The 19,624-nt window shown below is 55.7% G+C and carries 18 protein-coding genes, 1 tRNA gene and 2 pseudogenes; 9 read left to right on the top strand and 12 right to left on the bottom strand.

Annotated features, from left to right (window positions below; all coding sequences use genetic code 11):
- Positions 1 to 86 precede the first annotated feature (86 nt).
- The 6 genes from OA238_RS05410 to bcoG form a co-directional block, all read right to left on the bottom strand.
- Positions 87 to 839 carry an SDR family oxidoreductase gene (locus OA238_RS05410; RefSeq protein WP_015494398.1) on the bottom strand — a complete coding sequence of 251 codons (753 nt, stop codon included), beginning with the start codon at positions 837 to 839 and terminating at the stop codon, positions 87 to 89.
- Complete coding sequence (locus OA238_RS05405) at positions 839 to 2,308, bottom strand: carnitine 3-dehydrogenase (protein WP_044037965.1); 1,470 nt, start codon at positions 2,306 to 2,308, stop codon at positions 839 to 841. The genes OA238_RS05410 and OA238_RS05405 overlap by 1 nt, the downstream gene beginning before the upstream one ends.
- Positions 2,309 to 2,507: 199 nt before the next feature.
- Positions 2,508 to 3,518 (bottom strand): integrase core domain-containing protein, encoded by a 1,011-nt coding sequence (locus tag OA238_RS05400; protein ID WP_015494160.1) that lies wholly within the window; start codon positions 3,516 to 3,518, stop codon positions 2,508 to 2,510.
- Positions 3,519 to 3,608: 90 nt separating this feature from the next.
- Positions 3,609 to 3,824, bottom strand: a complete 216-nt coding sequence (locus OA238_RS05395) for a hypothetical protein (protein WP_044036367.1) — start codon at positions 3,822 to 3,824, stop codon at positions 3,609 to 3,611.
- The gene (locus OA238_RS05390) at positions 3,821 to 4,366 is read right to left on the bottom strand and encodes a lipocalin family protein (RefSeq protein ID WP_015494396.1); all 546 of its coding nucleotides are present in this window, start codon (positions 4,364 to 4,366) and stop codon (positions 3,821 to 3,823) included. Before OA238_RS05390 ends, OA238_RS05395 begins: the two co-directional genes overlap by 4 nt.
- Positions 4,367 to 4,518: 152 nt before the next feature.
- The gene (gene bcoG, locus OA238_RS05385; protein ID WP_015494395.1) at positions 4,519 to 5,427 is read right to left on the bottom strand and encodes a 3-dehydrocarnitine:acetyl-CoA trimethylamine transferase BcoG; all 909 of its coding nucleotides are present in this window, start codon (positions 5,425 to 5,427) and stop codon (positions 4,519 to 4,521) included.
- A gap of 72 nt (positions 5,428 to 5,499) precedes the next feature.
- Between bcoG and OA238_RS05380 the strand changes: the two genes are divergently transcribed.
- The 4 genes and pseudogenes from OA238_RS05380 (at position 5,500) to OA238_RS05360 (ending at position 8,791) form a co-directional block, all read left to right on the top strand.
- Positions 5,500 to 5,967 carry a GNAT family N-acetyltransferase gene (locus tag OA238_RS05380; protein WP_015494394.1) on the top strand — a complete coding sequence of 156 codons (468 nt, stop codon included), beginning with the start codon at positions 5,500 to 5,502 and terminating at the stop codon, positions 5,965 to 5,967.
- 211 nt (positions 5,968 to 6,178) lie between these two features.
- A pseudogene (locus OA238_RS29740) lies at positions 6,179 to 7,155 on the top strand (IS1595 family transposase).
- A gap of 174 nt (positions 7,156 to 7,329) precedes the next feature.
- Positions 7,330 to 7,647, top strand: coding sequence for a hypothetical protein (locus tag OA238_RS05365; protein WP_015494392.1), 318 nt, complete (start codon positions 7,330 to 7,332; stop codon positions 7,645 to 7,647).
- A gap of 64 nt (positions 7,648 to 7,711) precedes the next feature.
- Positions 7,712 to 8,791 carry an IS4 family transposase gene (locus OA238_RS05360; protein WP_015494391.1) on the top strand — a complete coding sequence of 360 codons (1,080 nt, stop codon included), beginning with the start codon at positions 7,712 to 7,714 and terminating at the stop codon, positions 8,789 to 8,791.
- A gap of 254 nt (positions 8,792 to 9,045) precedes the next feature.
- Here the strand turns inward: OA238_RS05360 and OA238_RS05355 are convergent, their stop codons facing one another.
- Positions 9,046 to 9,231, bottom strand: coding sequence for a DUF6471 domain-containing protein (locus OA238_RS05355; RefSeq protein WP_245581444.1), 186 nt, complete (start codon positions 9,229 to 9,231; stop codon positions 9,046 to 9,048).
- Between the two features lie 126 nt (positions 9,232 to 9,357).
- Here OA238_RS05355 and OA238_RS05350 point away from each other — a divergent pair, with 126 nt between their 5' ends.
- Together OA238_RS05350 and OA238_RS34930 are read left to right on the top strand one after the other, a co-directional pair.
- Positions 9,358 to 10,320 (top strand): IS1595 family transposase, encoded by a 963-nt coding sequence (locus OA238_RS05350; protein ID WP_044037962.1) that lies wholly within the window; start codon positions 9,358 to 9,360, stop codon positions 10,318 to 10,320.
- Between the two features lie 178 nt (positions 10,321 to 10,498).
- The gene (locus tag OA238_RS34930) at positions 10,499 to 10,816 is read left to right on the top strand and encodes a Panacea domain-containing protein (protein WP_083906649.1); all 318 of its coding nucleotides are present in this window, start codon (positions 10,499 to 10,501) and stop codon (positions 10,814 to 10,816) included.
- 58 nt (positions 10,817 to 10,874) lie between these two features.
- On the opposite strand, the pseudogene OA238_RS05340 reads toward OA238_RS34930, so the two are convergent.
- Positions 10,875 to 11,942 (bottom strand): annotated as a pseudogene (locus OA238_RS05340) (IS630 family transposase).
- Between the two features lie 934 nt (positions 11,943 to 12,876).
- Entirely contained in the window at positions 12,877 to 13,917 is a 1,041-nt protein-coding gene (locus tag OA238_RS05335; RefSeq protein WP_015494387.1) for an aldo/keto reductase, read from the bottom strand.
- A gap of 156 nt (positions 13,918 to 14,073) precedes the next feature.
- On the opposite strand from OA238_RS05335, the gene OA238_RS05330 reads away from it, so the two are divergent.
- The 3 genes from OA238_RS05330 (at position 14,074) to OA238_RS05320 (ending at position 18,131) form a co-directional block, all read left to right on the top strand.
- Positions 14,074 to 15,297, top strand: coding sequence for an MFS transporter (locus OA238_RS05330; RefSeq protein WP_015494386.1), 1,224 nt, complete (start codon positions 14,074 to 14,076; stop codon positions 15,295 to 15,297).
- An 83-nt stretch (positions 15,298 to 15,380) separates the two neighbouring features.
- Complete coding sequence (gene metG / locus OA238_RS05325; RefSeq protein ID WP_015494385.1) at positions 15,381 to 17,093, top strand: methionine--tRNA ligase; 1,713 nt, start codon at positions 15,381 to 15,383, stop codon at positions 17,091 to 17,093.
- A gap of 234 nt (positions 17,094 to 17,327) precedes the next feature.
- On the top strand, positions 17,328 to 18,131 hold the full coding sequence (locus tag OA238_RS05320) for a lytic murein transglycosylase (RefSeq protein WP_015494384.1): 804 nt from the start codon (positions 17,328 to 17,330) through the stop codon (positions 18,129 to 18,131).
- Between the two features lie 179 nt (positions 18,132 to 18,310).
- Here OA238_RS05320 and OA238_RS05315 read toward each other — a convergent pair.
- From OA238_RS05315 to OA238_RS05305, 3 genes are all read right to left on the bottom strand, one after another.
- Positions 18,311 to 18,396: transfer RNA gene (locus tag OA238_RS05315), tRNA-Leu, on the bottom strand.
- 51 nt (positions 18,397 to 18,447) lie between these two features.
- Positions 18,448 to 18,984, bottom strand: coding sequence for a tetratricopeptide repeat protein (locus tag OA238_RS05310; protein WP_015494383.1), 537 nt, complete (start codon positions 18,982 to 18,984; stop codon positions 18,448 to 18,450).
- A gap of 36 nt (positions 18,985 to 19,020) precedes the next feature.
- Complete coding sequence (locus OA238_RS05305; RefSeq protein WP_015494382.1) at positions 19,021 to 19,500, bottom strand: Lrp/AsnC family transcriptional regulator; 480 nt, start codon at positions 19,498 to 19,500, stop codon at positions 19,021 to 19,023.
- Positions 19,501 to 19,624 lie beyond the last annotated feature (124 nt).

Raw genomic sequence — 19,624 nt, 5'->3', positions numbered from 1 at the left:
GCGGTCTTTGCTTTAAAAGTATCCCGGGGGAGTCCGCAGGACGGGGGCCGGCCCCCTTTGATCGGATTGGCGCAGCCAATTCGACTTCATGGCTTTGGGTCCGGATTTTCGGTATGGCCATCAACAGAAATCACCTGCCCCGACACCCGCGCAGCGCCCTCAGATGCCAAAAACACCGCCATGTTCGCGATATCTTGTGCGCGCACAAACGTGCGCATCGACGTGCCCGATGCGTATCCGTCATAGACTGCGTCGCGTGTCATGCCTTTGGCCGCCGCTTCGCGCTGCAACACGCCGTCCATGCGCGGGCCTTCCACAGCACCGGGGCAGATCGCGTTGGCGCGAATACCGAACGGCCCCAATTCCATAGCCAGCGTTTTCATCAGCCCGATCACGCCCCATTTCGCCGCCGAATAAGGCGCACGGTTTGGGTAGCCAAACACGCCCGCAGTAGAAGATGTCAGAATAATCGCGCCCGCGCCTGCCGCCTTCAACAAGGGCGCCGCGAATTTTGCCGTCAGGAAGGCAGCGCCTAGGGTGATATCAACGCAGATTTTCCAATCCTCCCAGGCGACATCTTCAACTCGCGCCGTTGGCCCTGCGATGCCTGCATTCGCACAGGCCACGTCCAACCCGCCCGCGCTGGTGATCTCCTCAAATAAGCCGCGCATTTGCGCCTCGTTTGCTGCGTCCACCAATCGTGTGGTCCATGTTGCCGGGCACTCTGCCAGCGCCACCCCATCCACGTCCGTGACCCAAACGTCATACCCTGCGGCTGCAAAAGCTTCGCCCATAGCAAAACCGATGCCCGATGCGCCTGCGGTGATGAGGACCCGCATCAGCGTTTGCCCACAGCCGCGCCCGCGCCGTCCGGTCGCGGCAATTGCGCGTGGGCGGCGGCCAGTTTGCCCAGTTGATCGACCACATCCGGGGCTGGATCGCAGGCGCGCCGCGTCGCAAGGCTGACGTGGATCAACATATGTTCGCCCGTGGCCAGCAAACGATCGCCTTCATACATTGCGTGAAACAGCTGCATTTTCTTGCCCGCCCCCAACAAAACCTGCGTCTCGACCCTGATCCGCGCCCCGGCTTTGACTTCATCAAGGTGGCGAATGTGGGTTTCGGCGGTGAAATAGCTGCCACCCTTCGCGATATAGTCCGGCGTGCAGCCAACAATATGCATCAAACGGTCAGTGGCATCGCCAAAGGCCTGCAAATACCGCGCTTCGTTCATGTGTCCGTTGTAGTCCGTCCAATCCAGCGGGACCGCGCGTTCCACGGTTTTAACGGCCAGGTTCAGGTCGCCCACGTCCGCCAACGTCTCGGGGATCGCGCAGGTCTGGTTCATGGTTTTGTCATGGGTGTTCAGGATCGCGCCCGCCCCCCAATCGCGCGCCTTAAGGGTGCGCATCATCCCCACAAGATTGGCGTCGCGGTGGCGTTCCAGTTCGCGGATGGTGTGGTGACCCGACTGTGCGTCCGACTGGCTCGCGATCTTGTCGATCAGCTCCTCGGTCAGCTCTGGCACGTCCATCAGTTTCGTCCAAGGCCAGGCCAGACAGGGTCCGAATTGTTCAATGAAATGCCGCATCCCCGCTTCACCACCTGCGATGCGGTAGGTTTCAAACAGGCCCATTTGTGCCCAGCGCAGGCCAAATCCCATGCGGATCGCGTCATCGATTTCTTCCGTGGTGGCGATGCCGTCTTTAATCAACCACAGGGCTTCGCGCCACACAGCTTCAAGGAAACGATCCGCGATATGGGCGTCGATTTCCTTTTTGACCAGCAGGGGGAACATACCGACGCCGCGCAAAACATCCTCAACTCCGCCAATCATATCCGCGTTCACGTCCGTGCCGACAACTTCGATCAGGGGCAAAAGGTAAACAGGGTTGAACGGGTGACAGACGACGATCTGTTCGGGACGTATGGCGTTGTGTTGCAACTGTGACGGCTTGAAACCAGAGGTCGAGGACGCAATGACCGCGTCCGCCGCGCAGTGTTTTTGGATGTCGCGGTAGACACTGTGCTTCATCTCAAGGCGTTCGGGCACACTTTCCTGAACCCAAACCGCACCATCTACGGCGTCCGCCAATGTGTCATGGAACGTCAGCATGCCCTCAACGGGCATCGGCATGTCATAAAGGCCAGGCAACGACGCGCGGGCGTTATCCAACACCTCGCCGATCTTGCGCTGCGCGTTCGGATCAGGGTCAAAAACCCGCACGTCCCATCCGTTTAACAAGAACCGCGCGGCCCAACCGCCACCGATAACGCCGCCGCCAATGATCGCTGCACTTTGTGTCAAATTCCGCCCCTTCAAGACTTAAATTTCCCTCGCATGCGAGGCCCTTTTGCGGGGGGCGTCAAGACCAATTGCGCGTTTAGCCGTCCACAACCGCCTCCGCTTGCGGAACCGGACTGCCGGGGTGGTCAAATTCGTTTGCGGGGACAGGTTCGCGGAGTACGCGCGGGTCGCACGTGTATAGGTTCAGGTGTTTTGAGACTCACACGACTTTGGCCTGAGTGATTCGAATGTACTCCATTGGTGTCTTGCCTTTCAAGGCATGATGAGGCCTGAATGTGTTGTATTTATTGACGGCTTTTCGAAGTTCAAACCGCATCGCTCCTATGCTGTCGGCAATGAGATCACGACATGCATAGAACTCTTCGCGGAAGGTGCGGTTACCGCGCTCGACACCACCGTTGTATTTTGGCCTTGCTGGCGGCAGCACAATGAGCGGGATCTCCATCTGTTCGCACGCTGTCTCAAAATCGGCCATAAACTCAGACCCGCCATCGACTTGAATTGAGATGATCTTATAGGGAGCTATTTCCACGAGTTCTTGCAAAAACCGTTTGGCAGAGCGTGCCGTGGCATTCGAATAAACTTGCGCGTGGATATGCTTGCTACACCTCTCCCAGGCTTGAAAGTGTTTGCACGTGACGCCGTTCTTCGTGGCAGTCATATGATCGATCTGCACACGCTCGCCAACCACAATATCTTTGTAATCCCTATATTTCCATCCCTTGGCATGCCCCTTGGAAAAATTACGCTTGCGCTTTTGGGGCGCAGATCTTGATCGTGTGATCAGGCCTTTTTTCCTTAGAAAGCTCAAAATGCGCCCCACGGTGCTATCGCTCATGGTTTGCTTTTTGTCGCGACGCAAGATGGCCCCTATTTTCTCCTTACCGTAGGTTTCATTGTCGCGGCGGGCCTCAAGCACCAATTGCTTTTCTGCCTCGCCCCACTGTGACTTGTTGCAGCGTTTGGGAGCCTTTGAAGGCGGTATGATTGCCTGCGCCAAATCCTTCAAAATACGCTTGTGACGGTAATATGTCGCGCGCGAGATGCCGACGAATTCAGCGCACTTTGATAGAGAAACGCCCTCTGTACGTAAGTCGTCCCATTGCCGAACCTGACCTTCGTATTTGATACGGTACACGTCCAAACATTCTTGTGTCCGCGCCCAAGCATAAAGTTTATAAACGTTCTTGTGCAGTCCGATGATTTGCATATTGGCCTCGTGAGCTGGTTTCTTTCAATTCTCAGTCTCCGAGGTCGCCTAAATCTTGGCAACAAAATTTTGTCTCACATCTATCTGAACTTATTCACACGCAATCATCGGGCTGCCCGCATCCTGAATTATGATGCCACCACGGGCGCGACAGTCCTCAAAAGACATGGTTGACCCGAGGACGATGTATTCCCGAAAGCCGCCGCCGCCCGTTGGGGTCGAAGCACCCGGCAAACCGGACAACGCAATTTCGTTACAGCCGACAAGCGCCAGCACCAAACCAAAACCAGCGCCCGCGCGTTTCATTGTGCCACCTCTTGGAGTTGCGACACATCATAGCCAAACCAATCCATGATGTCGCGCGCTGCGGCAATGCGGTCACCGCCGCCTGTCGGGTTCTTGTCCATGATCCAGCCAAATTCACCACTTGGGGTGCCAATGGCAGCGGTGCGGTTGTCGAAATCCATCCACATCACCCAGAGTTCTTCGCGTGGAAAGAAGACAGGCACATCAACCGGACTCCAGCGACCCGGCCCCATTGGTTCAATTAATACAAGGATTTGATCGTTACCGCAGGGATCAACATCGCAGGTTTGGCGGGTCTGTGCCATCTGCAACGCGCCGTCTGGCAACGTGTAAAACGTCACAACACCCAGTGGGCCAGATTGACTGGCAAATCTTTGCCGAATGACCCAGCTTCCGGCCATTCGGTCCGCCGTGACATTGGTTTGCGATGCGATCTGAGCAGATGGATCGCGCAAAACGGCCCCTTGGGTCAGGACGGGCTGTTCGGCGGTGCACGCGGCCAAAATCACCAGCACCAGCCCTGTCAAAACACGTCGCATCATAGCCCGCTAGCCCCCAGCACAAAACCCACCATCTGGCCCCATCACAATTTTCCCACCCTGTCCGATGCAGGTGGTTTCTTCGACCATGGTGACACCAAAGGAGTGTGGCACAGTTTGGGCGCACCCCGTCAGCATCATAAACGCCAGCAGCCTCATTTAGGCGCTTGCTTCACCAACCCAAGATTTTCGCGCACCTCGGCGGGCCCGATCACTTTTGCCCCAAGGTTTTCAACAATCCCACGCGCGCGTTCGACCAGTTGTGCATTGGTCGCCAACACGCCTTTGTCGAGCATCAGATTATCCTCAAGCCCGACGCGCACATTGCCGCCCGCCAGCACAGACGCCGCCACGTAAGGCATCTGGCTGCGCCCCAGACCAAAGGCGCTGAACGTCCACTCGGGCGGCACGTTGTTGACCATCGCCATAAAGGTATTGAGGTCATCAGGCGCCCCCCACGGCACCCCCATGCACAGTTGCACCAGCGCGTTGGGCTCTAAAATACCCTCAGCCACGAGCTGCTTGGCGAACCACAAATGACCGGTATCAAACGCCTCAATCTCGGGCTTTACGCCCAAAGTCGTCATCATCTGGCCCATCGCGCGCAACATTCCGGGGGTATTGGTCATGACATAATCAGCTTCGGCGAAATTCATCGTGCCGCAATCAAGCGTGCAAATTTCAGGCAGGCATTGCGCAACATGTGCGACCCGTTCGCTCGCGCCAACCATGTCAGTGCCATCAACAGTCGGCAGTGGATTTTCCGTGCCACCAAACACAATATCACCGCCCATGCCGGCCGTAAGGTTTAATACCACATCAATATCGGCCGAACGGATACGATCCGTCAATTCACGATACAAATCTAATCGGCGACTGGGAACGCCCGTTTCAGGGTCACGCACATGGCAATGCACCACAGCAGCCCCCGCTTTGGCCGCATCAATCGCGCTATTGGCGATGTCTTCGGGCGAGCGCGGCACATGCGGACTGCGATCTTGGGTGCTACCGGACCCGGTAATTGCGGCGGTGATAAAGACGTCACGGTTCATGGCGAGTGGCATTGAATTCTCCCTTTTGCGCGACCTTAGCTGGACCGCCTTGACACGCAAGCCCGGAGTCGACGAACTGGGCGAATGACAGATACCAGCCCTTCGGTCACTTTGGCGGCCGCCCCTGACCTGCCAGATATTCTGGCGATGATCCGCGCACTGCCGGCGTTTCATGGCGACACCGCACAGGTCACACAGGCGCAATTACATCATGCGTTCTTTGGTCCCGCGCCCGTGGTGACTGCATTAATAGCCAAATTAAATGGCACCGCCATCGGCTATGCGGGCTTAATCCCGACCCTTGTTTTACATAGCGGTGAAACCCGTCTGGACATCCACCATCTGTTTGTTGCGCAAGATCATCGCGGTCGTGGTGTCGGTACTGCCCTGATCAAGGCCGTCAAACATCACGCCAACACGCTTGGCGTCTCGCGCCTGTCAATTGGCACCGATCCCGACAACGCGACCGCGATCGCAGCTTACCGCGCGATGCCCGATTTGGAAGAAATCACCGGCTTTGGACCGCGGTTCTGGGTCAAATCAGACCGTTAAACCCGTCTTTGCTTCTGAAATATCCGGCCTTATGTATCAAACGCACCAAGCGGGTGTGAGCGATGATTAGGACTCCACACATCCCAACACCGCTGGCATACCTTCCGATATGGGAAAACTGCTTAGGAAGGCTTATCCCCTTTGCTCCGGCGGCACCTGATGTAGTGCGAAGCGGCTTGCCAATCTAGAATGTTCTGGTATTGTTCTTCCCATGCCAGCCAGATGGAAAAACGACAAACCCATGTCCCGCCCCGCGTTTGACGCCAGGTTTTCTGATGAGGAAGCGTGTTCGCATTATCTGGTGGAACATCGTTGGCCTGAGGGCTTCGTCTGTCCTTCCTGTGGCACCTGCAAGGGCTGGCCGTTAAAGCGAAATCGCGCGACTTGGGAATGTGCCGGTTGCGCACGGCAGACATCCGTGACGGCTGGCACGGTAATGCACAGCAGCCATTTGCCGTTGCGAATTTGGTTTCTTGCCGCGCACATCATCACCAGCCATTCCAACGGCATGTCAGCGCTGCAACTTCAGGCGCAACTTGGCCTTGGCAGCTACAAGACGGGTCGCCATCGTCGCTCGGACCGATGGCGCTTCTCGGCGACCTCCTCTTGCAAAAGCTGCGGCGGTCGATGGTCAACCCTGACCGCAACCCCCTGAAAGACCTTGTCAAAATCGATGAAACAGAGATGCCGTTCCGGTCCCGGCATGATCCCGAGGACCGGCCAAAGGGTGGGCGGAGCCCGGTTGGAAAGATGTTTGTCGTCTGTGCCGTCGAGTTATCAAGTGACGGACATCCGCGCCGTATCAGGATGAAACACATTCCCGACGGCGCGTCAAAGACGCTGCACGGGTTCATTGGTCAGGCTGTTGAGCCTGGCGCTCACATCATCACGGACGGCTGGCTCGGTTACGAAAATCCGCCTGCAAACACGCATGAGGCGAAGGTCGTCAGCGGCAAAAAGGCACGCGACATACTCCACTGGGTCCACCGCGTGTTCTCCAACCTGAAAACGCGGGCAAAAGGCGTCTTCCACGGCCTCAGAAAGTGCCATCTGCAACGCTATCTTGACGAATTCGTGTTCCGCTGGAACCGACGGCGACACATGCGAAGCGGCTTCGACACGCTGCTGGGGATCGGTGTTGGTCTCGGGCCAGCGACATATCGTGATTTTGTTAAACAGCGCGCCTGAAGGCCCTCGTTCACGGCAAAAGCCACGCCCTATAAACCCACCAGACATTACAAACTGATCCGATCCGCCTCTAAAGCCACAAGGGCAAGATTCTGCGCCGCGTCAACATGTGGCGCAACCGGACTAAAAGGGATAAGCCTTCTGCTTAGGTATATACTACTTTCAATTTTTGGCATGGCCGCATTATCAGCATTCTGGGCTATGCTGTTTGAGCCGTTCTTTGATGAGGCGCTGCAGCGACTTGGGGTCAACTCTGCGTCTTGGGTTGATCCCATGATTGAGCTTTTCCAAACCCAATGGGTTCAGAACTCGTTTTTCACCTTGCTGGGGGCAACATTTGGCGCGTGGGCGCACTTTTGGGCGGTAAGGATTGATAGGCGTCAAGCCGATGCGGCCTTGCGTGATGAAAAATGGGCATATGGAATTAAGAATATAAGCGTCAAGCATGCTGCCTGTGCCTTCTCTGGCATTAGTCATACTACACGACAGTAGGGTGGTTGAGGGTGTCAGAAGGTGATTTAGGAGCGGACTCTTATCGCTAAAAAAGGTTCCACGGATGATCACGAAAGCCCTGACGACCCTCAAGAAGAGGTTATCCCCCCATTTAGAGTTGAGCAACAGTCGCCTTGAAACGATGTGCCTCTTGATCATGGGAATGGTGAATGCCCGGACGGTAAATTTGAGCCATCTGGCCTGTGAGTTTCCTACCGATAGCAAGGTTGAAAGCACCTACCGTCGCCTACAACGCTTTTTCCAGCATGTTGATCTTGGCTCGGATTGGGCGGCCCCCTTGCTTGTTAAAATGATTGGTTCTGGCCCCACCTGGCATTTATGCTTGGACCGAACAAATTGGAAAATTAGCCAACGCCATGTCAACTTCTTGGTCTTAGCCATTGTCACACGCCGCCACCGTATTCCGTTGATGTGGAGCGTTTTGGGGCGTGCAGGGAACAGCGATACTGCTCAGCGCATTGCCTTGATGAAACGTTATCTGTCGGTGTTTGAGGTCTCCACCATCAAGTTCTTGTTAGCGGACCGGGAATTCATTGGAGCACAATGGTTGGATTTTCTTCATAAAAACAACGTCCCATTTGTCATCCGTATCAAAGCAAACCAACTTGTGACCACACAGGACGGGAAAACGCAAAATCTAAGCACCTTGTTGCGCACCTGTCGCGGTAAGCGCAACTTTGATGCCCGATTTGGAGGCAACAATTTGGGGGAGGCCACGTGGTTTAGCTTTGCTGCAAAGCGCATCAAGGGGGGTGAGCTTTTGATCGTCGTCTCTAACCGGCCCGCACATCGGGCCCTCGCCACCTACAAGAAAAGATGGGCCATTGAGAGCCTCTTTGGCGACACAAAGACACGCGGCTTCAATCTTGAAGACACACGACTGACCATCTCCAAAAAACTTGAGCTTCTTTTAGGTCTCGTTGCGCTCGCGGTTGCATGGGCATCTAAAACCGCCACAAAGCTTATTGGAGGCGGGAAAATGAAGCGGAAAAAACACGGATATTTTGCAAAGTCATTCTTTCGAATTGGCTTCGATCAGCTCCGTAAACTGCTCAGGTCAGACCCAAACGCCGCTGTCTCACCGTGGATACTAATTCCACCCATAATCACAAGAGTCGTGTAGTATGGGCATTAGTCCAAGAGAGTACGAAGCCTCGCCAAGAGCGCAGGCTATTTCCGGCGAAATTATCGCAGCAGGAAATTTGGGGCTTCTGGCTACGTCAATTCAGATGGACGCTGGAACTCAAAAGTTTCGATGGTTTTCTCCCGACAATAAATTACGGTTTATCGTAGATGACGAATTTACCAACAAAACGATGGTTGACACCTATGAGTTGTTTGAACGGTTTAAGGGGGAAAGTTGGGAAACTGCATGGGCTAGGCCAAACGCAAGTCATTCACTTGAATAGCAACTAAACTTTGCAGCATGAACGCGGCACTGAACTTCCCCCGTGACAGCTTGTTACGGATGTTCACTTCCTTTTCGCCAATCAATTCCGCCAACTGCGCATAAGTCACGCCCTTGCGCTTCAATTCGGCTTTCAGAAGGTTCGCGGCCTTCATTTCCCACTCATTCTGGTCCGGCATGTATCACCTATATAAATAAAAGCATCATTTACGATACATAAGGTATTGTGTTTGATACGTCTACGTACTATATTCATTACATAAGTAATGGATATGATGGCAATGGCCCAGCACTTTCTTCTCTCAGCAGCTTCCCGCACCACCAGCCTTCGTGCGATCTACAAGGCTGGCGAAGATGCGGCATACGCAACCTTCTGCGCAATGCGCTGGCCTGAGACGAACGGGGAGGCTGTTTGCCCCCAGTGTGGCAACCACGAAACGTACAAGATCACCACGCGCCGCAAGTTCAAGTGTAAGGGCTGTGCGCACCAGTTTAGCGTCACGTCCGGCACGATCTTTGCTTCGCGCAAGATGGACTTCGTTGACCTGTTGGCCGCAATTTTCATTCTGGTGAACGCATCCAAGGGCGTATCCATGGTGCAGCTTTCCCGCGATCTGGACTGCCAGTACAAGACAGCGTTCGTTCTGTCCCACAAGCTGCGCGAAGCCATGGCGCAAGAGGTCCAGACAGGCGAAGTTCTGCAAGGTCACATTGAGATTGATGGGGCGTACTTTAGCGGTCATATCCGACCTGCCAACGCCAAGGTTGACCGCGTAGACCTTCGCCTCAAGCGCCACCAGACAGGCAAGCGCCGCGTTGTGGTGGCCCTTCGTGAGCGGACAGGCCGCACATTGCCATTCGTATCTATGTCAGAAGCTGAGGGTGTTGCACTGGCAAACGAGAACGTATGCCGCACGGCAACCATGTCAGCCGACGAAGCGTCCCACTGGGATGCACTGCACATGGGCCACCACGTTGACCGCGTGAACCACTCCGAAATCTACAGCGACCACGGTAAGCACACAAACATGGTTGAAAGCTTCTTTAGCCGCTTGCGCAACATGATCAAAGGCCAGCACCACGGCGTGTCGCCACAGTACCTGCACCAGTACGCAAACCACTCTGCATGGCTGGAAGACAACCGCCGCACCGACAACGGCACACTGGCGCAGTTGGTTGTGTCTAACGCAATGGACGCACCAGTGTCGCGTAGCTGGAAGGGGTACTGGCAGCGCACGCCTTAATACAAACGAAACTGAAATCTTGTAAATCTTACATCGGACTCGTATGTTATAAAGACAGATTTACAAGAGAAGCGAGGTCGACCCTATGCCCGTTCCATACAACCCACTCGCTATCGCAAACAACTTTATTGAGCAATTTGGTGCCGACAAAGGCATCGAGCACATGAAGCTTTAGAAGCTGGTTTATTGTTCATATGGCTGGTCGCTAGCAGTCTACGGATTGGAGCAGCCCAGATTGACCACAGAAGGTCCAGAAATCTGGAAGCATGGCCCCGTTTTTGATAGCCTTTATCACGCGTTCAAAGTTTTTGGGCGTAAGCCGATAACTGCGCCACAGTCATCAAACCCATTTGCTGCGCCGGAGAATGTCGACCAAGACGACGAGAACACACGAAATCTCGTCACTTGGATTTGGGGGCGCTACGGCCATCTTTCGGGGTTTGCGCTTTCGGACCTGACACACAAGGACGGCACCAAGGCATCGTGTCGCTGCTGAGAATAACTTCAAGGTGGCTTATATACTCCCGCGCCTGAATTGACCTGAGGTTTTCCCCTCAAATCACTTTGTATTCCTTGAGCGATATGACGCGGAAGTTGTCGGTGACAGTGTCGCGGAACTCTGGCTATTTTTCTGGCAGGGTCTTGCGGAAGAAGTCGAAAATGGCCTCTGTGAATTGGTTGAACGTTGCATAGTGCCGATTGTGGGTGACCCATTTGTGCATAACACCCCAAAGACGCTCGATCGGGTTGAGGTGCGGGGCATATGCTGGCAAGAAATGCAACTTCACCCGACGTTCTGGGCTGTCCAGCCATGGCTGTAGTATCTTGGCATGATGATAGCGGGCATTGTCGACAAAGACGTGGATGGCCGTCTTGGTTTGGTTGTTGCGTTCCAACTTTTCCAGCATCTGTCGGGTTGTCTGGGCATTGATCTTCTCGCCTTCCACAAAGGTGAACTGGAAAGTCTCAAGGTCAAGCGCGCCCTGAATGTTGAGCCGCTTGCGCCCTGATGTCGCCTTCAGGGCCGTCTTTTGTCCCTTGGGGAACCAACCATGGGCGGGGCGGCTCTGGTGTTCGGGGTGGACAGCGTCCGAAAAGACAACCATCTCATCTGCGGCCAACCCGTTCATCAGGGCCTCATATTTGGCAATAAACGCAGCCTGCTTGGCTTCATCGGCCTGTGCAGGCAGCAATTGTGGTTTCTTATACGCGAACCCCAGGCGGCGCATCAGCTTGGCGGCTCCCGACGTGCTGTAGTTTTGGTCGCACTCGGCTAGAACATAGGCACAGACCTCATCGGCATTGCGGGCAGGCTGCGCGGTGAAATGGGCTCTCACCGCCTGCTCTTGCACGACGGACAAATGACCCTGACGCTGGCTGTAGTCCTTCAGACCGAAAAACGATAGTCCCGCACCGGCAAAGGCAAATCGCCACTCCGTCAAAACTGTCGGGCCAATATCCAAAATCCGGCAAACCGTTCCGGCGTCTTCTCCTGCGTCCAAAAGAAGAAACGCGCGCGCCCGTTTCCAAACAAGGGCGTCAACTTTGCGGCGGCGGCAAAGCGCTTCAAGTGCTATGCGCTGCTCGTCGGATAAGGAGACTGTTTTGTATTGCTTGCTCATAAACTCAAAATACAGACTGAACCGCCTTTGGCCATGCGACGAAGTGAATCGCAGGCCCAAAATCGTCAGGTCAATTCAGGCGCAGGAGTATAACACCGATATCGGTGAAGCGGACGCGTTCTCAACATCTGACGAGAGGGCTGACGCAAGATCGAAGATCCATGAAAGTTCAAATGGGTCCAATCGGAAAGCTGATTGGATCAACGGATTCATCAAAGACCATTGCGTTTGTTGCTGTCGGAATGTGTCTTTTGGCTATGATTATAGTATTCTGCGTGGCCTTCAATCGGGAGGCCGGAACCATCTCGGACGGACCTTCAAACATTCTTTCGTTGTTAGCCTCTATAGTAACGGGATGTATCGGGTTCATTTTCGGCACGAAACAGGATTAGGTGTTCGTGGCACCCGCCACAAACACCCATCTGGTCCAAAGCCCTGCACAACCACACCCCTTGCCTCTAACCGCAACAGCGCCTGATAAGCTTTATTCACCGCACTCTTGCGCGTAATGTCGGACAACTCGCGCTGTATGGCGTCCGCTACAACAGACGTGGTGCATGGCAGCAGCGAAAACGCCAGCCGCTTGCACTTACCGCGACCCAACGGCCTGTCATGAACGCACTTGGGCGCTCTAATGCCCCTTAGCGCCATTAGAGCGTCTACATGCACTCTCACCTCACCTGTGCGATACAGCGCCAGCAGCGCGTTGTTGATGGTCTTGTCCTGCATTCGCACAGCCTAACAAAAATGGGCTGAAAAGGATTCACATTTGTTCGTGCGTTTGATACATAAGGCCGGAAATATCCCCGCCGGAGGCTCCAACCATTCATCGAGCGCCGCGCGGAATGAATCGCGATCCGCCAACCACAGCCCGCAAATAAACCATCACGCGCGGCGCAGCCGCTTCACTTAATTCCGATCTTTAATACTGGACCTAGAAAGGCATCGGATGGGCGCGGTGGGCGGCGTCGATATCTGCCAAGACGTCATCGGACAGTTCCAGATCCTTGCCTTCCAGTAGTTCTGCCAGCTGCGTGGACGTAGATGCACCGAAAATCGCGCTGACCTTGAACGGGCGGGACCGCTGGAACGCCATCGCCATATGCGCGAGTGACATGTCATGCTTTTCGGCCACCTTTAAGTAAGCATCTACCGCATCAAACACACGTGGTTGAACCCGCCCGCCCAACTGCGGCCCAAAGGTCATGCGCGATCCCTCCGGCACCGCGCCATTCTGGTATTTGCCGGTCAAAAGACCTGCTGCTAGGGGTGAAAATGAAAAGCACACCACGTCTTCGTTGACCGACATTTCCGCCATGTCGGTGTCGTAAAGACGGCACAACAACGAGTATTCGTTTTGCACAGACGCCACCCGCGGCGCGCCCAACTCTTGCGCAACATCGATCCATTTCGTGGTTCCCCACGCGCTTTCATTGGACAGACCGAAGGCGCGGATTTTGCCATCTGCCTGCGCCTGTTTCAGCTTTTCCAGCACGCCGCCGATATGGTCCATCGTCTGCGCACGGTCTTGCCCGCTTGGATCAAACGTCCAGTTCTGGCGGAACATATACGATCCACGCGCGGGCCAATGCAGTTGGTACAGATCGATGTAATCCGTGCCAAGCCGCGCCAGGTTGCCGTCCAGAACATCAAGTATGTTTTCAGGCGTAAAACCCGCACCACCGCGGATCAGCGGGCTGTCACCGCCAGCTTTTGTGGCAATCACCACATCCTTGCGGCGTCCAGACTTGCTGATCCAATCGGCAATGCACTTTTCGGAATTGCCGACGGTTTCTTTGCGCATCGGATTGACCGGATACATTTCCGCCGTATCGAGGAAGTTCAGCCCTGCGTCCAAAGCCATATCAATTTGGCGGTGCGCATCATCCTGTGGGGTCTGCGTTGAAAACGTCATCGTGCCGAGGCACCAATCGCTAACCATAATGCCCGTGCGCCCAAGTTCGATCTGTTTCATGCCACGTCCCCTGTGTGCCTTGTTTCGATTTGGCAGAAACATAGCTCGCTTGCAGACCACCGCAACCCTCACACGTGACCCATCTGCGACACGTGAACGACATAGGGCGTCGATAACGCCCTAGAAGTCGGGCGCGACTTGGGGGTTTATGGGCCCATGCGGATGTTGATCTCCTTTGCGGCCCTTTTTTTGTCGGTCTTGTTGTTGCAGCTTTCGTCGGGCGGCGTTGGGCCACTGGACGCGCTGACAGGATTGCAGAACGGCTTCAGCCGAGGCGAGGTTGGCTTTCTCGGCTCCATGCATTTCTTGGGCTTTTTTATTGGGTGCTGGTGGGCCCCGCGCCTGATGGGCAACGTCGGGCACAGCCGTGCTTTCGCCGTTTTCACGGCGATGGGAACCATCGGCATGGCGGGTCATATTCTGATTATCGATCCGATGGCTTGGGCATTTTTGCGTGTCATGTCAGGTGTTTGCATCGCAGGATGTTACACAATCGTCGAAAGCTGGCTACAGGCGAAAGTCACAAATGCGTCGCGTGGCCGTGCAATGGGGCTGTACCGCGTTGTCGATATGGGCGGCAGCCTCATCGCACAATTGTTGATCGGCACCTTGGCGAGCATGGAGACCTATATAGCCTACAATCTGCTGACGATCCTGTGCTGTGCGGCAATGTTGCCGCTGGCCTTGACCCGCATGCCGCAGCCCGAGATTCCCGACGCTCCGCGCCTTCGACCGGGGCTGGCGTGGCGCATGTCGCCGCTGGCCGTTGCAGGTGTGCTCGTGGCGGCGTTGTCGGGCGCGTCGTTCCGGATGGTCGGCCCGATTTATGGCCAAGAAGTCGGGCTTGAGGCCAGCCAGATCGGCCTGTTCCTCGCTGCCTTTGTTGCGGGGGGTGCTGCGGCACAATTTCCGGCCGGTTGGCTGGCGGACAAGTATGACCGCCGTTGGGTTTTGGTTTGGCTGTCAGTGGCTTCGGTGTTTTCCTGCGCCATCACGGTCGCAATGTCGGGTCTTGGTACAACAGGCGTGATGATCAGTGCGGCCCTTTTCGGGCTGACGACGTTTCCCGTCTATTCCGTCGCCGCCGCCCATGCCCATGATTTCGCCACCTCCGAGGAACGCATCGAACTGTCCGCAGCCCTGATGTTTTTCTACGCCGTCGGCGCCATCGCCGCGCCTTGGCTGACGTCACTGCTAATCGACACGTTCGGACCATCCGCGCTGTTCGTGTTCATCTCGATCGGTCATGTGGCGTTGATCGTGTTTGGCCTTAGCCGGATGCGCGTGCGCGACACCCGCGCAGACCGCACACCCTATGTTTACGCGCCACGCACGTCGTTTACGATCGGGCGATTGTTGCGGCGCGCGCGCGACCGCTAGCAACAGCGCAATTGTCGTTTCGGATGCTGGCATCCAAGGGCGCTTCACGCTAGACCGTGCCAACAGCGCATTGGCAGGAAAACATGGCACGTCACCTCATCACATCCGCAATTCCGTATATCAACGGGATCAAGCACCTTGGTAATCTGATCGGTAGTCAGCTTCCAGCTGATCTGTACGCCCGCTATCTGCGCGGGCGCGGCCACGAGGTTTTGTTTCTATGCGCGACAGACGAACACGGCACCCCAGCAGAACTGGCGGCGACCAAGGCCGATAAACCGGTTGCAGAGTATTGCGCCGAGATGTGGACAGTCCAGTCCGATTTGGCGGCGCGGTTCGGGTTGTCGTTTGATCACTACGGGCGCTCAAGCTCACCGCAAAACCGCGCGCTGACGCAGCATTTTGCGGGCGTGTTGGCCGACAAAGGCCTGATCGAAGAACGCATGGAAACGCAGATGTATTCCCATGAAGACGGGCGATATTTGCCGGATCGCTATATTGAGGGCACCTGCCCCAACTGCGGCTTTGAATCAGCACGCGGCGATCAGTGTGACAATTGCACCAAGCAGCTTGACCCGGTTGATTTGATCAATCCGTATTCGACAATTTCCGGTTCAACCGATCTCGAGATGCGCGACACAAAGCATTTGTATCTGCTGCAATCAAAGCTGAAAAACGACATCGAAGCCTGGATCGACAGCCAGACCGGCTGGCCCGTTCTGACGACGTCGATTGCCAAGAAATGGTTACATGACGGCGACGGATTGCAGGACCGTGGCATCACCCGTGACCTCGATTGGGGCGTGCCGGTGATGCGCGGCGACGCGCCGTGGCCCGGCATGGAAGACAAGGTTTTCTACGTCTGGTTTGACGCGCCGATCGAATACATTGCCTGCGCGCAAGAATGGGCGGATGCGACAGGTGGTCAGGACTGGGCACGTTGGTGGCGCACGGACAAAGGCGCGGACGACGTGCGCTATACGCAGTTCATGGGCAAGGATAATGTGCCGTTCCACACGCTCAGCTTTCCGGCCACAATCATTGGATCGGATGAGCCTTGGAAGCGGGTCGACTACCTGAAATCGTTCAACTTTTTGAATTACGATGGCGGGCAGTTTTCCACGTCGCGCGGGCGCGGTGTGTTCATGGATCAAGCGCTTGAAATCCTACCTGCGGACTATTGGCGCTGGTGGCTTTTGTCCCACGCACCAGAAACCTCTGATGCCGAATTCACTTGGGAGGCGTTCCAGACAGACACCAACAAAGACCTCGCCGATGTGTTGGGCAACTTTGTCAGCCGTGTCACAAAATTCTGCCGCTCTAAATTCTCCGAAGACGTGCCCGCAGGGGGCGAATACGGCGACGCTGAAAACAAGCTTATTGCAGATTTGCAAATCCGTCTGACGGCATATCAGGCCGCGATGGACGCGATCGAAGTGCGCAAGGCCGCTGCCGAAGTGCGCGCGATGTGGGCCGCTGGAAATGAATATTTACAGGCCGCCGCACCGTGGTCCGTGTTCAAGGTAGACCCCGATCAAGCGGCAGCGCAAATCCGGCTCGCGCTCAACTTGATCCGCATCTACGCAGTTCTTTCAGCACCGTTCATTCCGACAGCCTCGGCCACATTGCTGTCAGCGATGAATACGATGGACATGGATTGGCCCGACGACATGGACGCCGCAGCGCGTGCGTTGCCCGCCGGACACCCGTTTACGGTGCCCGAAAATCTGTTTGCCAAAATCTCCGACGAACAGCGCGAAGAATGGGTCGAAAAGTTTGCCGGATCGCGCGACTAGATCTTTGATCGGGGGCGCTGTGTGGCGCGCCGGCGTGTCGATGTTGGTGCTAGATGCGCGCTGGCATCGATCTGCTGAATTTTGGGCGGATCAAGCCAAGGCGCGACAGCCTGCCGCGTTCTAACACCGCAAGGCACAGGACCACCCATTCCAGCGCGTCGCGAATTCCTGACTTAACAGCCCCGTAAAACCTTCTAATCTTTCCTGGATTAGTTTTTTGACCGGAGTTTTAGTATGCGTACCTTACTTTCCGCCGCTTTCACCGCCGCCGTTTCGCTCGCGGTCGCCCCTGCCCTGGCCGCCCCGTGTGGCAATGACGCCTCCGGGTTTTCCGCTTGGAAACTGGCCTTTGCGCAAGAAGCAGCGGCGGCTGGCGTTGGGCAATCGGGCCTGTCAGCCTTGGCCAACGCGCAGTATTCCCACTCCACCATCCGCGCGGATCGCAACCAGACGGGCGTGCGGTATGAATTGAACGACTTCATCCGCATCCGCCTTGGCTCACTCGACAGTTTTGCCAGCCAGATGCGGCGCGAACAGAATAAGAACCCGACTTTCTACGCCTCCCTAGAACAGGCTTACGGTGTACCTGCGGGTATCTTGCTGGCGATCCACGGCATGGAAACCGGTTTTGGCCGCACAATGGGCAGCACACCCGTGGTCGATAGTATCTCGACGGTTGCCTACGACTGCCGCCGCTCTGCATTCTTTACGCCCCACGCCATTGCTGCGCTGATGCTGGTAGATCAGGGCGGACTTGACCCGACCCAACAGGGTGCCGCGCACGGCGAAATGGGCCACACACAGTTCTTGCCCGGTAATGCGCTGCGCTACGGTGTGGACGCGGACGGCAACGGGCGAGTCGATTTGTATTCGATCACGGATAGCCTTGCCTCGACGGCCAATTTCTTGCGCCAAAAAGGCTGGCAGCCCGGTCAAAGCTTTCAAGAAGGCAGCGCCAACTTTCGCGTGCTGAACGATTGGAACGCGGCAACGGTCTACCAACAGGCCATTGCGCTGTCCGCGGCGCGCCTACAATAACCTGCGGCAGACGAACTAGAGTTTTGGCCCTTGCTTGACGATGGGGGAGGATTTTGTTTATGGAGTTTTGCCTGGCTCTGCGTGTTCTCATCGTTTTTGCAAAACGACGGCCACATGCGGTGGTGCTCACCAGTGCTTTTTGGGGCACATTCTCTAAAGAAAAACGTGCCCCAAAAAGCTGGTACCCACGGCCGGACTCGAACCGGCACGGCCATACGGCCAAGAGATTTTAAGTCTCCAGTGTCTACCATTCCACCACGCGGGCCAGCTTGTGCGAACATAGGCAAATCGAACCGCGCGTCCAGTGCATTTCTGGTCAGATATCGGTGCCATCTGGTTCATCGAGCAGTGCACGTTCCGACAGCCACGGATTGATCGCCAATGCCGCGCGCAAAACGCCTTGTGCTTCGTCGCGCCGATCCATCGCGATCAGGGTCAGCGCCTTTCCGGTCAACGCGCCCAAATGCACCGGCCGCAACGCAATCGCGGCATCCAGATCGACAAGGGCCGCATCATAATTGCAGGACAAAAATGCTCCGAACGCCCGCTGGTTGTAGCCTTCGGGATAGTCGGGGCAGTAGTCTATCAATGCGCTAAGCGAAGTGTAGCTGCTGACATAATCGCCCACCCGCAACAGCGCCAATCCATCATCCAGCATCGCCTGCACCAACTCATCCGGCGCATCGAGCCATATTTCCCACATTTCCCCCGACAACACTTGCGCTGATCCCGGGTCAGGAGCGGCCTGCATATCACCGACGATCTGTGCGATCTCATCAGAATAATTCGTGCCAACCGAACAGTCCGCGAAAACGGGGGCGGCAAGCACACTCAATATGATTGCATATTTCATGACGTATATGATGGCGCAGTTTGCGCGATCGTCAACTCACCCCGCCTTCGGCGTGATTGCTTCTTCTTTCACCGCCTGCATTGCCACGTAGGTCGATGTGCTGGCTACATGCGGCAAGGTCGACAAACGGTCAGCCAACACAAGGCGGTAGCTGCTCATGCTGCTGGTGCGCACCTTAAGCAGGTAGTCGAACGCCCCCGCAATCAGGTGGCATTGTTCAATTTCGGGTATGCGCGTCACAGCGGTGTTGAACGCCGCCAGCGCGGATTCGCGCGTATCGCTGAGCTTCACTTCAACGAAAGCCACATGGTCGCGGCCCAAAAGAATGGGGTCAAACAGCGCGCGGTAGCCCCGCACAACGCCGGTTTCTTCAAGGCGACGCAGCCGCGCTTGGGTTGGCGATTTGGACAACCCGATACGTTTGGCCAAATCGGTCACGGTGATTCGGCCTTCCACCGCGATCACGTCTAGAATCTTGCGATCAAAACCGTCCATGTTAGAAGTCATTTCGACCATATTTTACCCCATAATTCAGTCGATATGTATCACCATGCTGGCAAACACGGGCATATCTTTCTCTAATTGAGATGTATATCGGATCAAAGACTCACTCAAAAATCAAGCCCTAGGGAGACATCAC

Source organism: Octadecabacter arcticus 238 (assembly GCF_000155735.2).
GTDB lineage: Bacteria > Pseudomonadota > Alphaproteobacteria > Rhodobacterales > Rhodobacteraceae > Octadecabacter > Octadecabacter arcticus.
This window is presented reverse-complemented; position numbering and strand designations above follow the sequence as displayed.

Bases quoted from the DNA above. Each gene is read 5' to 3' on its own strand.
- OA238_RS05410 (WP_015494398.1), bottom strand. From the start codon at position 839: ATGCGGGTCCTCATCACCGCAGGCGCATCGGGCATCGGTTTTGCTATG.
- OA238_RS05400 (WP_015494160.1), bottom strand. From the start codon at position 3,518: ATGCAAATCATCGGACTGCACAAGAACGTTTATAAACTTTATGCTTGG.
- OA238_RS05395 (WP_044036367.1), bottom strand. From the start codon at position 3,824: ATGAAACGCGCGGGCGCTGGTTTTGGTTTGGTGCTGGCGCTTGTCGGC.
- OA238_RS05390 (WP_015494396.1), bottom strand. From the start codon at position 4,366: ATGATGCGACGTGTTTTGACAGGGCTGGTGCTGGTGATTTTGGCCGCG.
- bcoG (WP_015494395.1), bottom strand. From the start codon at position 5,427: ATGCCACTCGCCATGAACCGTGACGTCTTTATCACCGCCGCAATTACC.
- OA238_RS05380 (WP_015494394.1), top strand. From the start codon at position 5,500: ATGACAGATACCAGCCCTTCGGTCACTTTGGCGGCCGCCCCTGACCTG.
- OA238_RS05365 (WP_015494392.1), top strand. From the start codon at position 7,330: ATGGCCGCATTATCAGCATTCTGGGCTATGCTGTTTGAGCCGTTCTTT.
- OA238_RS05360 (WP_015494391.1), top strand. From the start codon at position 7,712: ATGATCACGAAAGCCCTGACGACCCTCAAGAAGAGGTTATCCCCCCAT.
- OA238_RS05355 (WP_245581444.1), bottom strand. From the start codon at position 9,231: ATGAAGGCCGCGAACCTTCTGAAAGCCGAATTGAAGCGCAAGGGCGTG.
- OA238_RS05350 (WP_044037962.1), top strand. From the start codon at position 9,358: ATGGCCCAGCACTTTCTTCTCTCAGCAGCTTCCCGCACCACCAGCCTT.
- OA238_RS05335 (WP_015494387.1), bottom strand. From the start codon at position 13,917: ATGAAACAGATCGAACTTGGGCGCACGGGCATTATGGTTAGCGATTGG.
- OA238_RS05330 (WP_015494386.1), top strand. From the start codon at position 14,074: ATGCGGATGTTGATCTCCTTTGCGGCCCTTTTTTTGTCGGTCTTGTTG.
- metG (WP_015494385.1), top strand. From the start codon at position 15,381: ATGGCACGTCACCTCATCACATCCGCAATTCCGTATATCAACGGGATC.
- OA238_RS05320 (WP_015494384.1), top strand. From the start codon at position 17,328: ATGCGTACCTTACTTTCCGCCGCTTTCACCGCCGCCGTTTCGCTCGCG.
- OA238_RS05310 (WP_015494383.1), bottom strand. From the start codon at position 18,984: ATGAAATATGCAATCATATTGAGTGTGCTTGCCGCCCCCGTTTTCGCG.
- OA238_RS05305 (WP_015494382.1), bottom strand. From the start codon at position 19,500: ATGGTCGAAATGACTTCTAACATGGACGGTTTTGATCGCAAGATTCTA.